Here is a 15,650-nt window from a genome sequence, read left to right on the forward strand (position 1 = left end):
TGTTTATGGAATGGATATGCCAGCAACACATGCAGATAAATTAAATAATATACCGGTTGGCAGTTTAGTTGACTTAGAAATATTAACACCCACTAGCAGTAAGCGCGTGAAAACAGAAATGGTAGGCTTGCTTGATGAAAAGTTTATTATTTTAAACTTTCCTACAGCTAAACGTTTACCGGGTGGAAATGATTACTTACGAGATGGCGTCACCGTAGTTGTAAGAGCATTAATAGAGGGTGACGATGGACAAATAATTGCGTTTAGACAGCAAATTAAATCTATTGCATCACACCCCGTTAGGCTGATTTTTATAAACTACCCCAAGCAAGTTCAGCTATTTAGTTTACGTTCGCAAACCCGTATTCCAACTCTATTGCCTGCAAAACTTAAACTCAGTGATGACAAGGTACTCGATGGTGTTATAAAAGATATTTCGCTAACGGGGGCTATGTTTGATGTAAAAACTGACGCAGATCTAGAAAGCATCAAAGACTCACAATGCACTGTGGTATTAGGTAGTAATAGCAAAGGCTTTGAAGGCGAAGTGTGCAGCGTGAAAGATCATAATGCAGGCGTGCGTTGCGGTATTAAGTTATTAGCCAGTAAAGAAGAGATGAAAGCTTTTATGAAAGAGCACTTTATTGACCCCGCTATGATAGAACTCGATGCCGATTAGGTTTTAATGTCGCTATTTTGCAACAAAATAGCGACTTTTTACTTTATGAACGAAAATAAATTACCAACCTCTAAATTATTATTTTTTATTAAATAAAAACAGAGATATAGCATTCAAATTTTTTATATTTTATTTTATTTTTACACCTTGTTCAGTTTAAAACTTCCTGCTCAATACCTAATTACACCTTGATCATTTAAATAACTTCGCTTTGTGGTTTTTTACATTAAACCTAAGCATCTGATTTTTAATAACTTATAGTTTTTAATTAAACCAGCGTTGCTAAATAGCTACAAAAATAATGCTTAAATTTGCACTTTTTTCAGTATTTAACACGTAAGGCACTGAAAAATATAAACTAATAAATATTGGCATTTAAGTTGTAATAGTCTGGTTGTACTAATCGAAAAACGTGATTAACAGTAAGTACCAATCACTCACATACAACTTGAAGGATACATACTATGAAACGCATTAATAAAACATTAGCACTTATCGCACTCGCTTCTTCGTCAGCCGTTTTTGCAGGCTCTGACTTTAATACACTCGATGTAGACGGTAATGGTGCAATTAGCCAAGCCGAAGCATCAGTTGATGCAAAATTAATGAGCATGTTCTCAGAGCTCGATACAGACCAAAATGGTGAGTTATCAAAAGAAGAGTTTTCAAAAGCCTAAATTCAGTAAATGGAATCCTGAGTTGCCAAAGACAACCTAAGTAGGCAAGGGAGCTTACGAAAAAGGATAACAAGGAAGTGAAACCATTTTAAAAGGTAATAAGCCCATTTTTTTGATAGAACATTAAGTATGAAGGATTAAGTTATGAAACATTTAAATAAAGCATTAGCACTTATTGCATTAGCGTCTTCTTCAGCTGCGTTTGCAGCATCAGATTTTGACAGTTTAGATACCGACAGCAGTGGAGCAATTAGCCCAAGTGAAGCGGCAATAGACACCGATTTAATGGCTGAGTTTACAGAGCTAGATACAGATGGTAACGGTGAGCTGTCTAAAGACGAGTTTGCAAAATTTTAAAGTTAACCGGTATTGGTTTAGCTATTTTTCACAGACAGGGATCTTAGAAAAGGATTTCTCATTTTACTAGGAACATCACTATGAAAACATTAAATACAACACTTGCGGTTTTAGTTTTAGCGTCTTCTTCAGCAGCTTATGCAGCGGTAGACTTTGCATCGTTTGATAGCAACAGTGACGGTGTTATCAGCATGGAAGAAGCTCAAGTAAACTCACAATTAGTGAAAATTTTTAAAGATTTAGACACAGATGGAAATGGTGAGCTTTCTAAAGAAGAATTTGCCAAAGTACAGTAGCATTGATAAGCCCCAATCATACTCCACTAAAGCCGCGATGTTCAGCGGCTTTTTTGTGTTTGATGCGTTATAAAAATATAGCACTTACTTGGAAGAGCTTTTCTACTACGTTGATATGTTTTTTATCAATTAAAAACATAATCACGTGATCGCCCGACATAATAATGGTGTCGTCGTGGGCAATAAGTACATCGTCGTTACGCACAATGGCCCCAATAGTTGTTCCAGCGGGTAGTTTTATATCGGCAATTGCACGGCCAACTACTTTGGAGGTATTTTCATCGCCATGAGCAACTGCTTCAATAGCCTCTGCAGCCCCTTTACGCAATGAATACACGTTAACAATATCACCTCGACGTACATGGGTTAACAATGCAGAAATTGTTGCCTGTTGCGGCGATATGGCAATGTCTATTTCGCCACCTTGTACTAGGTCTACATACGCACCACGTTGAATAAGCACCATGGTTTTTTGCGCGCCCATGCGTTTGGCAAGCATGGCCGACATAATATTGGCTTCATCGTCGTTGGTAACGGCAATAAACACATCCACTTGTTCAATATGTTCTTCAGAAAGAAGTTCTTGATCGGAGGCGTCGCCACAAAATACTACCGTGTTGTCGAGCATTTCTGAAAGCTGTTCAGCACGTTCTTTACTGCGCTCTATTAGCTTAACGGTGTGATTTTTTTCAAGAGAGCGAGCAAGGCCTGCACCAATGTTACCGCCACCAGCAATCATTATTTTTTTGTATGAACGCTCAAGCTTCTGCAGTTCGTTCATTACGGCGCGTATATGTTTGGTTGCCGCAATGAAGAATACTTCATCGTCGGCTTCAATAACGGTTGTACCGAGCGGTTTAATGGCTTTGCCTTGACGGTAAATAGCTGCAACGCGAGTTTCTACATTGGGTATATGCTCTTTTAATGCAGATAAGGCATAGCCCACTAATAAACCACCGTAATAGGCTTTTACTGCAACTAGCGAGAGCATACCATCGGCAAACTGCAATACTTGCAATGCGCCAGGGTAGTCAATTAAGCGGCGTATATACTTAGTAACTAACGCTTCTGGGGCAATGTAATGGTCGATTGGTAAATCATCGTTTTGGAAAAGTTTTTCACGGTATTTTAAATACTGCTCAGAGCGAATTCGGGCAATTTTAGTGGGTGTATTAAAAATACTATACGCCACTTGGCACGCCACCATGTTTACTTCATCTGAGCTGGTTACCGCAATAATCATATCGGCATCGTCTGCGCCGGCGCGGCGCAAAACATCAGGGTGAGCACTGTGGCCCATTACACCTTGAAGGTCGTATTTATCTTGCAGTTCGCGTATACGGTTACCGTCAATATCTACTACGGTAATTTCGTTTTGTTCGCCTACTAAGTTTTCAGCTAGCGTGGCGCCAACCTGTCCAGCACCGAGTATGATTATTTTCATTATTTACCAGTGTATTAAGTAGTAATAAAAAGCCATTTTTAAATTTAAAAATGGCTTGTTGTACGCGTTATTAAGCCTTGTTTAACTAGGCTTTTTTAACCATTTTAGCGTAATAAAAACCATCACTTTCACCCGGAAGTAGCTGCAAACCCGGTGTGGTGAGGGTGTCTTTATCATGAAGAGGAATATGCTCTACGTCATCGTTATTAGCTAAAAATTTAGCAACTTGTTGTTGGTTTTCTTTTGGAAGAACCGAACATGTTGCATATACCAATGTACCACCAGGCTTGAGTAGAGGCCAAATGCTATTGAGTATATCGCCTTGTAGTGCGGCTAAGTCTTCAATGTCGGATGCACGGCGTAGCCATTTTATATCAGGGTGGCGACGAATAACGCCGGTTGCTGAACAAGGCACGTCTAATAAAATACGATCGAACTGTTCATCGTCCCACCATGTGTGCGGTTGCGATGCATCACCACATTGTAGGTCGGCACCTAAACCTATACGGGTTAAGTTTTGCTTTACGCGTTCAAGGCGAGTGGCATCGCTATCAAGTGCAAGTACGTCGGCGTCGGCAAGCTCTAATATATGGCATGTTTTACCGCCGGGTGCTGCACAGGCATCTAAAATAACGTCATCATCTTTTGGCTCTAAAAAGCGAGCAGCTAATTGCGCTGCTGCATCTTGCACTGAACAAGCACCCGTATCAAACTCAGGAAGTGAAAAAACATCACGCGGCTTGGCTAGTTTAATCCCATCTATAAAGTTTGGGTTTAATGTATGTTCTATATCGTTAGCCGTTAGCATATCGCTGTATTCTTGCGTGCTAAATTGTGATTGATTTACACGTAACCACATTGGCGCTTGTTGCTGGTTTTCTTCAAGTATGGCTTCCCAGTTTTCTGGGTAGGCTTCTTTTACCTGTTTAATAAACCAATTGGGGTGGTTGTATAAACACACTGGAATAAGCTTTGCTTTTTCTTCAAGCTCTGCTTGCTGGCGTTGAAAGCTACGTAAAATAGCATTTATTAACCCTTTTAATCCTAGTGCACGCATTTGACCCAGTGCATTTACGGTCTCGCTTATTGCTGCATGCGGTGGAACGCGCATGTGCTGCAATTGATAAATACCTACGTAGAGTAAAAACTGAAAAATTCTGCGTTTACCTTTTAATGGGCTTTCTACTAAATGTTGGCAGTAGTTTTCAAGGCTAGGTAAGTAGCGTAATACGCCATAACAAATTTGCTGTAACAGTGCTTTGTCTTTTGGTGGTAAACCTTGGCTTGCAAATGGTAGTTCTTGATTAAGCGAAGCGCCTTTATCAACCACGTTATATAAAGTCTCAGCGGCTAGCGCTCGTACGTTTTGTACTTTATTCATTATTTTCGCCTAATAGTGTGCCAGGGCTAACCCAGTCACTGCGACCATTTAAAAAGTCGCTAATTGCCATTGGTTTTTTACCTTGCGGTTGTAACTGAGTAATGCTTAAAGCGTGTTCACCACAGGCAACCACAACACCGTTTTTATCACTTGTTAAAATTTCGCCTGGCTTACCTGATTGATCAACTACTTTCGCTTGGTATATTTTTAGGGTTTGTTCGCCCATTTGGGTAAAACACACTGGCCAAGGATTAAAAGAGCGAATATTACGTTCTATTTGCACGGCGCTCATAGACCAATCTATATTTGCTTCTTCTTTAGAGAGTTTTTTAGCGTAGTTAGCTAGCTCATCATTTTGAGGCTCAGGGGTAATGTCGTCATTAGCTAGCTTATTAACGGTGTTGATTAATGCACTAGGGCCTAACTCTGCTAATTTGTCATATAAACTGGCACTGGTTTCTGTGTCACTAATAGGGCAGCGGCTAATATGCAGCATGTCGCCGGTATCTAAGCCTTCATCCATTTGCATTATGGTTACGCCCGTTTCCTTGTCACCCGCCCAAATTGCACGTTGAATAGGCGCAGCACCACGCCAGCGAGGTAGTATAGAACCATGCACGTTTAAGCAGCCTAAGCGTGGCGCATTTAAAATAGCTTTGGGTAAAATTAAGCCATAGGCCACCACAATCATTATGTCGGCGTTTAAAGCGGTGAGCTCTGCAAGTGCCTCATCATTTTTTAATGACTGAGGCTGAAAAACAGGCAAGTCATTTTCAAGTGCTAGCGCTTTAACTTCGCTCGCTTTTAATTTTTTACCACGACCTGCTGGGCGATCTGGTTGACTATATACGCCCACAATTTCATGTTCGCTATTTATTAGCGCTTGTAAATGGCGTGCGGCAAAATCCGGCGTACCGGCAAATATTATGCGTAATGGTTGGATCACTGAGTTTTCCTAAGGTACTGATTACTGTGCTGCAAACTTAGCTTCTTTTTCAAGCTTTTTACGAATACGTTGGCGCTTTAATGGAGATAAGTAATCAATAAATAGCTTGCCTTGTAGGTGGTCTAGTTCGTGTTGAATACAAATAGCTAATAGCTCATCTGCGTCTAACACAAATTCTTCACCGTTTTCGTTTAGTGCAGCCACAGTCACTGTTTCTGCTCGGTCTACTTTTGCGTACGAGTTAGGCACTGACAAACAGCCTTCTTCGCTAATCGTTGACCCATCTTTTTTAATGATTTGCGGGTTAATTAATACCAGTGGTTCGTCACGCTCTTCAGAGACATCAATAACCACAATACGCTGGTGGATATTTACTTGTGTTGCTGCTAAACCAATGCCATTTTCGTCGTACATGGTTTCGAGCATGTCTTTTACAATTTGGCGAACTTGGTCGTCAACGTCTGCAACATCTTTTGCTATTGTACGTAAACGCTCATCTGGAAATCTTAAAACTTCTAACCTAGCCATTAGTTACCTTTTTCACTTGTGCTTAATTTAGGGTATTGTATGCTCTTATTTTAGCCATTCACGTTCACCTTTAACAGGTTTTGGGCAATAATAATGAAAAAACAATACAAGGAAGCTCAATGAAATTTCCGTTAGTTGCAATCATACTGGCACTAAGCACCTCTTTTGGGGCGATTGCTGATGTGCTAAAAATAAAAAAAGATGCACCAAAACAGTATGTTGTAAAAAAAGGTGATACGTTGTGGGATATATCTGGCATTTATTTAGATGAGCCATGGTTGTGGCCTGAACTATGGCAAATGAACCCGCAAATCGATAACCCTCACCTAATTTATCCGGGTGATGCGTTGGCACTTATATACGATGCTGACGGAAATCCACGTTTAGTTATTAATAAAGCGTACCGAAAGCTGTCACCTCAAGGACGTATTACCCCAAAAGGGTTGAATGCAATTACCACTTTACCTTTGCAAATGATTAAACCTTATTTAAGTTACGAGCAAGCGATTAACAGTGACGATATAAAAAATATGCCGTATGTGTTAGGTGCTAACGAAAACACAAAAACACAAACATTAGGCCATATTTTATACGTTAAAGGTGACTTAAAAGTACATGGTGCTTATGCGATTTACAACGAGGGTGAACCCTACAGAGATTTAAACACAGGCGAAGTATTAGCAACGCGTGCATCGTACGTTGGCATGGCGCGAGCGTTTAGAAGTGGCGATGAAAGTAATGGTGTGCCGTCGTCATTACGTGTTGAGTCAGTAAAACGAGAAATTAAACAAGGTGATTTTTTAATGCCAGCAATGGAGGGGCAGTTGCTGCCAGCCTATTTTGATATTCACCGCCCACTAGAGCCAGTAGAAGGGCAAGTTATAGCGTCTCCTCGCCAAGTAAGAGAATTCAGCACGATGGATGTTGTAGTGCTAAACTTAGGCAGCGAGCAAAATATTGAACCAGGTCATGTTTTAGATTTAGAGCGTGAGTCACCTACGGTTATTGATGGCCCTCGTGGTCCTCGTTACCCAGAGGATTCAAGTAAATTTGAAAAACTGTTATCTGATGCAAGTCAGTTGTTTAGTAATAAAGCTGACGAAGATAATACAACATGGAAAATGCCTAAAGAAAAAGTAGGCGAGTTAATTGTATTCAAAGTGTATGACAAAGTAAGTTATGCATTAATAACAAAAAACCAGCACCCAATTCGCGTTGGAGATATTGCAGTTATTCATTAAGAAGTAGCGAGTCGGTGCTCTAGGAGAGAGCATGGATCAGTCATCAGGCAAGTTAGCTCACTGGCTTGCCTTTTATATGTGTAAGGGATTAGGCACAAAAACCTTATTAGCCCTATCTAAACACCACCCACTTGAGTCATTGTTTGACTTACCCCACGCTAAATTACACGAGTTAGGGTTAACGGCTAATCAGGCCAGTAATTTACTCAATACAGATTGGCAAAAAGTACAGCATTATGAGCGGCTTGTTGCAGAGCATAATATTGAAGTTATTTGTTTTTTTGATACACGTTACCCAGATTCACTAAAACACATAGCTAGCGCACCTTTATTACTATTTTGTAAGGGTGATGTGTCTTTACTTTCTAGCTCACAAATAGCCATTGTTGGTAGCCGTAACGCCACCCCAACAGGGCTTGAAATAGCCTCCGAGTTTGCCTACGAATTAACAAAGGCTGGTATTACTGTGACATCGGGCATGGCTAGAGGAATAGATGGCGCAGCACATAAAGGTGCTTTAGCAGGGAGTGGTAAAACTATCGCGGTATTAGGCACGGGTGTTGATATTTACTACCCTAAACGCCATAAACTATTAACAGAACAAGTACTCAATAGTGGTTTATTAATTAGTGAGTTTTTACCCGGAACCGCCGCTAACGCACATAATTTTCCTCGTCGAAATAGGATTATTTCGGGCTTATCTTTAGGTGTATTAATTGTTGAAGCTGAAATTAAAAGCGGCTCATTAATTACTGTGCGTTATGCGCTTGAACAAAATAAAGAGGTGTTTGCAGTACCAGGCTCTATTAAAAACCCGCTTGCACAAGCCAGCCACTTTTTAATTAAGCAAGGTGCTAAACTTGTTGAAAATGTGACAGATATTTTAGATGAAGTGAGCTTTTCTTATCAAAGCGGTCTATATAGTAAAGAAGAAACGCTTCAGCAAAGTAGTGATTGTGAAGTTTTAAACAGTATTGGGTTTGAGGTAACAACTGTTGACGATATTGTACGCCGTGTTCAATGGCCAATAGATAAAGTACTAGCAAGGTTGCTTGATTTAGAGTTAGACGATCAAATTGAACGCATTTTAGATGGTTATATTAGGCTTAGCGTAGGAAGGTAGCATGTTCGATATTCTTATGTATCTATTTGAAAATTACATTCATAGCGAAGCTGACATTTTTGCTGAGCAAAATGAATTAACCGACGAGTTAGTTCGTGCAGGCTTTAATAAACCAGAAATATTTAAAGCCTTAAATTGGCTAGAACAGTTAGCCGATTTACAACACAGCGATGAATCTCCTTATTTAATCGCTAACCCAGGGCGCGCTATTCGTATATTTACAGAAAGCGAATGCAATATGTTAAACGTTGAGTGTCGTGGCTTTTTAATGTTTGTTGAGCAAATTGGAGTTATTAATAGCATTACCCGTGAAATGGTTATGGATAAGCTTGCAGCACTTGATAAGCCAGCGATTAGCTTAGATGATTTAAAGTGGATAGTACTTATGGTGTTATTTAATGTCCCCGGCTCTGAAGAAGCATATGAGCAAATGGAAGACTTAATTTTTGATGAGCCCACCGAGTTATTGCATTAATACCTTATGAATTTATTTATATAACCCAAATTACTCGAGATGAAGCGCATAGCATAGCTTGTATCTTTAAGTGGTTTGGGTATATTAGGCGAAAATTCACTTACCTCTTAGGAACACTATGAGTAAAATCGACCATTCGCTTTTCTCGGCGAATAAGCACGCCTTAGAAAAAGAATACGAAGTATGCCCACAGTGTGGTTCAGAGTTAGTGATCCGCAACAGTAAGTCAGGCCCTTTTTTGGGGTGTGCAAGTTACCCTCAATGTGACTTTATTAGGCCATTAGTACAACACGAAAGTAACGAAATAAAAGTACTTGAAGATTCCTCTTGCCCTCAATGCAGCAAACCGCTGGTGGTTAAAAATGGCCGTTACGGTATGTTTATTGGTTGTACGGGGTACCCTGATTGCCATTATATTGCAAACGACAACGAGCAAAAGGAACAAGAGGCTACGTTACCAGCATGCCCAAAATGTAAAAAAGGCCACTTAGTTGCTCGCAGTAATAAGTTTGGGAAAGTATTTTACTCATGCGACAGCTACCCAAGCTGTAAATACACGCTTAATAATAAACCTGTTGAGCAGCCATGCCCTAAATGTGATTGGCCCATCGTCATAGAAAGACACATGGCAAATGGTACACTACTGCAATGCCCGCAAAAAAGTTGCATGCATAAGCTTACTCAATAACGTTTAACATTTTTGGAGACCACCTTGTCAGAACTTTCAAATATGCCTTCAGCACTTACATGTTTAAATGAAGGCGAAGTTATTGTTTATCCAACAGAGGCTGTGTTCGGCTTAGGATGTGATCCCGATAATCAGCATGCTGTTGAAAAATTATTGGCAATTAAGCAACGACCAGTTGAAAAAGGCCTTATTTTAATTGCTGATAATTATGGGCAATTATTAAAGTATGTTGATGATGCTAAAGTACCTATGGACAAACGTGCAGACATATTTTCTAGTTGGCCTGCTGCTATTACGTGGGTTATGCCAGCGGCAAAAAGCACACCAAAATGGTTAACAGGGCAGTTTGATACTATTGCGGTTAGGGTAACAAATCACCCAACAGTTAAGCGCTTATGCCAAGAGTTTGGAAAGCCACTGGTATCAACCAGTGCAAATTTAACAGGCCAAGAAACAGTAATAAGCATTGAGCAAGCAAAGGAGCAATTTGCTGATCAAGTTGGCTTTTATGTTGATGAGCCGTTAGGTGGAAACACACAACCCAGCACAATAAAAGATGCCATGACCGGTAAAGTATTTAGAGGGTAATATGCAAAGCGAATTATTAGAACAAGTAAAAGCCTACTTTATGGCTTTGCAAGATACCATTTGCCAAGGGCTAGAAGCTGCAGATGGCAGTGCTAAATTTGTCGAAGATAGCTGGCAAAGAGCTGAAGGCGGTGGTGGCCGTACTCGAGTAACTACTGATGGTAACGTAATTGAGCAGGGGGGCGTAAATTACTCTCATGTATTTGGCGCATCCATGCCAGGTTCTGCAACCGCCCATAGGCCAGAGCTTGCAGGGCGTAGTTTTCATGCTTGTGGGGTTTCACTTGTTATTCATCCCAAAAACCCGCACGTACCAACAAGTCATGCCAACGTACGCTTTTTTATAGCCGAAAAAGAGGGCGAAGAGCCAATATGGTGGTTTGGTGGAGGTTTTGATTTAACCCCTTTTTACCCGGTATTTGAAGACGTACAGCATTGGCATCAAGTTGCACACGATATATGTGTGCCGTTTGGTAGTGATGTTTATTCAAAATACAAAACATGGTGCGATGAGTACTTTTACCTTAAACATCGTGATGAAACACGTGGGGTGGGTGGTTTATTTTTCGATGATTTAAATGAACTAGGCTTTGAGCAAAGCTTTGCATTTATGCAGTCAGTCGGCAATGGCTTTTTAGATGCCTATATTCCGATTATTGAACGTCGCAAAAACGATGAGTACACTGAACAGCAACGTGACTTTCAGCTCTACCGCCGTGGTCGTTACGTTGAGTTTAACTTAGTGTGGGATAGAGGCACATTATTTGGATTGCAAAGTGGCGGGCGAACAGAGTCTATTTTAATGTCGATGCCACCACTAGCGCGCTGGGAGTATAACTTTACACCAGCTGAAAACAGCCTTGAGGCAAACTTATATCAGTATTACTTGCGACCACAAGCTTGGCTTTCAAGTAAACCAGAAGAGCTAATAGCCCGAGAGTGGCAAATATAAACAATATAAAAGACGCAAAAGCGTCTTTTTTATTGTTTATGATTAATGTTGGTTAATCATGTGGCTTGCTAGCTGAGCAAATGAATTTTTAAGCCCTTCTCGAAGTAGTGGGTTGTCAATTTCAATATCAAGAGTTTTGTTCATACAATACATCCATTGATCCCGTAAGCTCTGGTCAATTAAAAATGGCATATGGCGTTTACGTAACATGGGCTGCCCATGATTTTGCTCAAATAGTGAAGGCCCACCTAACCAACCAGATAAAAACTCGAAAAAGACTTGGCGAATTCTATCTAATGGTTGAGGATGCATATCATATAACGGTTTAGCGTATTCATCTGAGGCCATAATGTCGTAGAATCGTTCAGAAATAGCGCGTGCACCTTTCTCTCCGCCAATGATTTCGTAAGGCGTTTTTTCAGGTGTAGGTGTTTGATCTACTTTCTTAGGCTTAGATTTAGAAAAAAGTCGTTTAATCATATTATTTATCATCGATTATAGGCAGCACTTAGCTGCAAAGAGGTTGTTTTAAAATGGACAAATATGCGGTTTTTGGAAATCCAATTAAACATTCAAAATCCCCCGCGATACATAAACAATTTGCTATCTCGCTAGGTGAGCAAATCGACTATCGCGCAATATTAGCACCTATCGACAGCTTTGAAAAAACAGTATCGACATTTTTTGAGCAAGGTGGAAAAGGTGCGAACGTTACCATGCCATTTAAAGAGCAGGCGTTTGCAATGGCTGATGAACTTACACCGCTTGCTAAAATAGTCGGTGCAGTTAATACACTTAAAAAAAGAAACGATGGAACATTATTAGGAGATAACACCGACGGTGTTGGTTTTGTAAATGACCTCCTTGCTAACAAAGTTGTGATTACAAATAAGCGTATTTTAATAATTGGTGCTGGTGGTGCTGCAAGGGGGGTAATATTACCATTGCTTGAACAAAAACCCGCAGAAATTATTATTGTTAATCGTACCGCTCAAAAAGCAAAAGACTTAGCTCTGCTATTTGCTGAATACGGAAAAGTTTCAGGCTATGGGTTCGATGATTTACCAGTAAGCGATTACTCACTAATTGTAAACTCAACGTCTAGTAGTATGAATAACGAATTACCAGCCTTAGGTAAAAAGCACTTAACATGCTGTGATGTTGCATACGATATGTTTTATTCACTGACAAACACTATTTTTATGAACTGGGTTGCAGAGCATAATAACAATACTAAGCTTTTAGATGGCAGTGGTATGTTGGTAGGGCAGGCAGCACAAGCTTATTATGTTTGGCATAACAAAATGCCAGAAATTCTCCCCGTGGTTAAAGCACTTAAAAAAGGCTCACTAAAATGAACCAAGCTGTACAATTTATAGATAGACTCGAGTTTAGAGAGCCTCATCACCAGTTAGTGTTTTTTGCTCAAGTGAGTGGCGTGCTGGTGGAGTGTGTTATTGCGATAAGTACACTTAAACTCACGGATGAAAGTCACGCAACAGATTATTTTGAAAAATACCGTTTTGAATACGAAGAACGTGCCGAGCAACTAATAGAAGAAGAAAGTTATAACTCGGCAGGTCAAATTGAAGTGGAATTAGTTAGCTTCAGCTAGATATTCATCTTTTAATTGGACATAGTTATCTGCCGATATTTTTAAAAAAGCGAGCTCCTGCTCAGTCAATGGACGGGCTTGCTTTGCTGGACTTCCTACATACAAATAGCCTGATTCCAAGCGCTTATTTGGTGGTACCAACGAGCCCCCACCAATAATAACATCATCTTCTACAATTACATTATCCATGACAATCGCACCCATACCCACGAGTATACGGTTACCAAGCACGCACCCATGTAGCATAACTTTGTGACCAACCGTTACATCGTCGCCTATTATAAGAGGGTAACCATCTGGATTGCTTTTAGTTGCACGCGATAAATGTAATACACTGCCATCTTGAATATTAGAGCGCTCACCAATACGAATATGGTTAACATCGCCGCGAGCAGCAACTAAAGGCCATACACTGCTATCATCGCCTATAGTAATATCACCGACTAATACAGACGACTCGTCTATATAAACAGACTTGTTAAACGCAGGGGTAATTCCTTTATAAGAACGTATTGCCATATATGCACCTTTAAATTAAACATATTAAGTGTATTAGTGTAGCAGTAGTGCTTATTTCAGTGCCAGTAAAGCCTATATTGTTTATAAAACTATCAGTTTTAAGGGCTTTCGCTCATATACTGACCGAACAGTGTTTTATTTTAGTTTTTCTTTGAAAAAGTACTTGCGTAAAAATCTGTTCTCCCTATAATGCGACCCCACTGAGACGGCAGGCGCCAACGCATAGCGAGGCAAGAGTTAATCAGAGAGTTAAGTAAAACTTCGGTTTTAAATTGTCGTAAGAAAGTTTAAAACAAAGTGTTGACTCGAAAAATAAAGGATGTATTATACGCATCCCTAGCGACAACGTCGCAACGTTCTTTAACAATATAAAGCAATCATCTGTGTGGGCACTCGTACAGATTGAGTTCTAACAGCCAAGCTACTAAGGTAGTGAGGCAAACAAATTAGAGTCTCAATTGAAACTGAGTGACCAACAGCAATAACTTACTTAGGTTTTACTTAAGGAAAGAATTGCAGCACAGTCAATTCAATATCGAAAGATATTAAATAAATTCAGAATTCATTGAGCTGTCGAAAGACACAAAACTTTTTAATTGAAGAGTTTGATCATGGCTCAGATTGAACGCTGGCGGCAGGCCTAACACATGCAAGTCGAGCGGTAACAGAAAGTAGCTTGCTACTTTGCTGACGAGCGGCGGACGGGTGAGTAATGCTTGGGAACATGCCTTGAGGTGGGGGACAACAGTTGGAAACGACTGCTAATACCGCATAATGTCTACGGACCAAAGGGGGCTTCGGCTCTCGCCTTTAGATTGGCCCAAGTGGGATTAGCTAGTTGGTGAGGTAATGGCTCACCAAGGCAACGATCCCTAGCTGGTTTGAGAGGATGATCAGCCACACTGGAACTGAGACACGGTCCAGACTCCTACGGGAGGCAGCAGTGGGGAATATTGCACAATGGGCGAAAGCCTGATGCAGCCATGCCGCGTGTGTGAAGAAGGCCTTCGGGTTGTAAAGCACTTTCAGTCAGGAGGAAAGGGTGTGAGTTAATACCTCATATCTGTGACGTTACTGACAGAAGAAGCACCGGCTAACTCCGTGCCAGCAGCCGCGGTAATACGGAGGGTGCGAGCGTTAATCGGAATTACTGGGCGTAAAGCGTACGCAGGCGGTTTGTTAAGCGAGATGTGAAAGCCCCGGGCTCAACCTGGGAACTGCATTTCGAACTGGCAAACTAGAGTGTGATAGAGGGTGGTAGAATTTCAGGTGTAGCGGTGAAATGCGTAGAGATCTGAAGGAATACCGATGGCGAAGGCAGCCACCTGGGTCAACACTGACGCTCATGTACGAAAGCGTGGGGAGCAAACGGGATTAGATACCCCGGTAGTCCACGCCGTAAACGATGTCTACTAGAAGCTCGGAACCTCGGTTCTGTTTTTCAAAGCTAACGCATTAAGTAGACCGCCTGGGGAGTACGGCCGCAAGGTTAAAACTCAAATGAATTGACGGGGGCCCGCACAAGCGGTGGAGCATGTGGTTTAATTCGATGCAACGCGAAGAACCTTACCTACACTTGACATACAGAGAACTTTCTAGAGATAGATTGGTGCCTTCGGGAACTCTGATACAGGTGCTGCATGGCTGTCGTCAGCTCGTGTTGTGAGATGTTGGGTTAAGTCCCGCAACGAGCGCAACCCCTATCCTTAGTTGCTAGCAGGTAATGCTGAGAACTCTAAGGAGACTGCCGGTGATAAACCGGAGGAAGGTGGGGACGACGTCAAGTCATCATGGCCCTTACGTGTAGGGCTACACACGTGCTACAATGGCGCATACAGAGTGCTGCGAACCTGCGAAGGTAAGCGAATCACTTAAAGTGCGTCGTAGTCCGGATTGGAGTCTGCAACTCGACTCCATGAAGTCGGAATCGCTAGTAATCGCGTATCAGAATGACGCGGTGAATACGTTCCCGGGCCTTGTACACACCGCCCGTCACACCATGGGAGTGGGTTGCTCCAGAAGTAGATAGTCTAACCCTCGGGAGGACGTTTACCACGGAGTGATTCATGACTGGGGTGAAGTCGTAACAAGGTAGCCCTAGGGGAACCTGGGGCTGGATCACCTCCTTATACGATTTAGAA

18 protein-coding genes and 1 rRNA gene are annotated in these 15,650 nt (G+C 41.2%); 13 read left to right on the plus strand and 6 right to left on the minus strand.

Annotated elements, in window-relative coordinates:
• The first annotated feature begins 16 nt into the window (after window positions 1–16).
• The 4 genes from MTP24_RS00075 to MTP24_RS00090 all read left to right on the plus strand — a co-directional run bounded on the left by MTP24_RS00075 (window position 17) and on the right by MTP24_RS00090 (window position 2,009).
• A complete protein-coding gene (locus tag MTP24_RS00075; RefSeq protein WP_138741114.1) occupies window positions 17–679 on the plus strand; it encodes a flagellar brake protein in 663 nt (220 codons plus the stop codon).
• 464 nt (window positions 680–1,143) lie between these two features.
• Complete coding sequence (locus MTP24_RS00080) at window positions 1,144–1,356, plus strand: EF-hand domain-containing protein (RefSeq protein WP_243532172.1); 213 nt, start codon at window positions 1,144–1,146, stop codon at window positions 1,354–1,356.
• Window positions 1,357–1,500: 144 nt separating this feature from the next.
• Window positions 1,501–1,713, plus strand: coding sequence for a calmodulin (locus MTP24_RS00085; RefSeq protein ID WP_006793997.1), 213 nt, complete (start codon window positions 1,501–1,503; stop codon window positions 1,711–1,713).
• A gap of 80 nt (window positions 1,714–1,793) precedes the next feature.
• Window positions 1,794–2,009 (plus strand): calmodulin, encoded by a 216-nt coding sequence (locus tag MTP24_RS00090; RefSeq protein ID WP_006793998.1) that lies wholly within the window; start codon window positions 1,794–1,796, stop codon window positions 2,007–2,009.
• Between the two features lie 67 nt (window positions 2,010–2,076).
• Here MTP24_RS00090 and trkA read toward each other — a convergent pair whose 3' ends face one another.
• The 4 genes from trkA to def form a co-directional block, all read right to left on the minus strand.
• Window positions 2,077–3,453, minus strand: a complete 1,377-nt coding sequence (gene trkA / locus MTP24_RS00095; RefSeq protein ID WP_006793999.1) for a Trk system potassium transporter TrkA — start codon at window positions 3,451–3,453, stop codon at window positions 2,077–2,079.
• Window positions 3,454–3,538: 85 nt separating this feature from the next.
• A complete protein-coding gene (gene rsmB, locus MTP24_RS00100; RefSeq protein ID WP_010558121.1) occupies window positions 3,539–4,834 on the minus strand; it encodes a 16S rRNA (cytosine(967)-C(5))-methyltransferase RsmB in 1,296 nt (431 codons plus the stop codon).
• Window positions 4,827–5,780 (minus strand): methionyl-tRNA formyltransferase, encoded by a 954-nt coding sequence (gene fmt / locus MTP24_RS00105; protein WP_243532174.1) that lies wholly within the window; start codon window positions 5,778–5,780, stop codon window positions 4,827–4,829. The genes rsmB and fmt overlap by 8 nt, the downstream gene beginning before the upstream one ends.
• Before the next feature lie 21 nt (window positions 5,781–5,801).
• Entirely contained in the window at window positions 5,802–6,308 is a 507-nt protein-coding gene (def, locus tag MTP24_RS00110; RefSeq protein ID WP_006794002.1) for a peptide deformylase, read from the minus strand.
• Between the two features lie 119 nt (window positions 6,309–6,427).
• Here def and MTP24_RS00115 point away from each other — a divergent pair, with 119 nt between their 5' ends.
• The 6 genes from MTP24_RS00115 (at window position 6,428) to hemF (ending at window position 11,375) form a co-directional block, all read left to right on the plus strand.
• Window positions 6,428–7,549, plus strand: coding sequence for a LysM domain-containing protein (locus tag MTP24_RS00115; protein WP_006794003.1), 1,122 nt, complete (start codon window positions 6,428–6,430; stop codon window positions 7,547–7,549).
• 31 nt (window positions 7,550–7,580) lie between these two features.
• On the plus strand, window positions 7,581–8,672 hold the full coding sequence (gene dprA / locus MTP24_RS00120; RefSeq protein ID WP_008130810.1) for a DNA-processing protein DprA: 1,092 nt from the start codon (window positions 7,581–7,583) through the stop codon (window positions 8,670–8,672).
• A gap of 1 nt (window position 8,673) precedes the next feature.
• A complete protein-coding gene (locus tag MTP24_RS00125; RefSeq protein ID WP_006794005.1) occupies window positions 8,674–9,147 on the plus strand; it encodes a DUF494 family protein in 474 nt (157 codons plus the stop codon).
• 118 nt (window positions 9,148–9,265) lie between these two features.
• Complete coding sequence (locus tag MTP24_RS00130; protein ID WP_010558124.1) at window positions 9,266–9,835, plus strand: topoisomerase DNA-binding C4 zinc finger domain-containing protein; 570 nt, start codon at window positions 9,266–9,268, stop codon at window positions 9,833–9,835.
• A gap of 24 nt (window positions 9,836–9,859) precedes the next feature.
• Window positions 9,860–10,423, plus strand: coding sequence for an L-threonylcarbamoyladenylate synthase (locus MTP24_RS00135; protein WP_243532176.1), 564 nt, complete (start codon window positions 9,860–9,862; stop codon window positions 10,421–10,423).
• A gap of 1 nt (window position 10,424) precedes the next feature.
• Entirely contained in the window at window positions 10,425–11,375 is a 951-nt protein-coding gene (gene hemF, locus MTP24_RS00140; RefSeq protein ID WP_006794008.1) for an oxygen-dependent coproporphyrinogen oxidase, read from the plus strand.
• A 42-nt stretch (window positions 11,376–11,417) separates the two neighbouring features.
• Here the strand turns inward: hemF and MTP24_RS00145 are convergent, their stop codons facing one another.
• Complete coding sequence (locus MTP24_RS00145; protein WP_243532178.1) at window positions 11,418–11,855, minus strand: group II truncated hemoglobin; 438 nt, start codon at window positions 11,853–11,855, stop codon at window positions 11,418–11,420.
• Between the two features lie 53 nt (window positions 11,856–11,908).
• On the opposite strand from MTP24_RS00145, the gene aroE reads away from it, so the two are divergent.
• Together aroE and MTP24_RS00155 are read left to right on the plus strand one after the other, a co-directional pair.
• The gene (gene aroE, locus MTP24_RS00150; RefSeq protein ID WP_243532180.1) at window positions 11,909–12,733 is read left to right on the plus strand and encodes a shikimate dehydrogenase; all 825 of its coding nucleotides are present in this window, start codon (window positions 11,909–11,911) and stop codon (window positions 12,731–12,733) included.
• Window positions 12,730–12,990, plus strand: a complete 261-nt coding sequence (locus tag MTP24_RS00155; protein ID WP_243532182.1) for a DUF1488 domain-containing protein — start codon at window positions 12,730–12,732, stop codon at window positions 12,988–12,990. Before aroE ends, MTP24_RS00155 begins: the two co-directional genes overlap by 4 nt.
• Here the strand turns inward: MTP24_RS00155 and MTP24_RS00160 are convergent.
• On the minus strand, window positions 12,973–13,509 hold the full coding sequence (locus MTP24_RS00160; RefSeq protein ID WP_006794012.1) for a gamma carbonic anhydrase family protein: 537 nt from the start codon (window positions 13,507–13,509) through the stop codon (window positions 12,973–12,975). The two genes, MTP24_RS00155 and MTP24_RS00160, sit on opposite strands and share 18 nt — an antisense overlap.
• 593 nt (window positions 13,510–14,102) lie before the next feature.
• Between MTP24_RS00160 and MTP24_RS00165 the strand changes: the two genes are divergently transcribed.
• Window positions 14,103–15,638 (plus strand): 16S ribosomal RNA (locus MTP24_RS00165).
• Window positions 15,639–15,650 lie beyond the last annotated feature (12 nt).

Origin of the sequence: Pseudoalteromonas sp. APM04 (assembly GCF_022809815.1) — a bacterium.
GTDB lineage: Bacteria > Pseudomonadota > Gammaproteobacteria > Enterobacterales > Alteromonadaceae > Pseudoalteromonas > Pseudoalteromonas marina.